Source organism: Patiriisocius sp. 208BN25-11 (assembly GCF_058147145.1).
In genome coordinates, this window is the sequence record NZ_JBYVJY010000175.1 from 1 (window position 1) to 231 (window position 231).

1 protein-coding gene is annotated in these 231 nt (G+C 38.5%); it reads left to right on the top strand.

The genetic code is table 11. From position 1 onward, the window contains the following. Positions 1-231, top strand: a 231-nt coding sequence (locus ACY2RS_RS16015) for a hypothetical protein (protein WP_490099642.1), incomplete at both ends; no start/stop codon positions are given.

Genomic DNA, 231 nt, shown 5'->3' on the forward strand with positions numbered 1-231 from the left:
TGTATTAAGAAGAGATTTGTATAGAAGAAATGCATTGCCACTTGGTCTTACAGGAAATTTACTTAAGAACACTTTAAAATTACGACTTACTTCAGTGGGAAGTCTTGATGCCAACAACTATACAAATACAGGAGCTATAGGTGCTGCAGTAGCATGTGACCCAACACAACCTCTTAAAAGACCTAATAGTCCTTTTGGAGGTTATTTTGAGTACACGCAACCCGGTGGTTC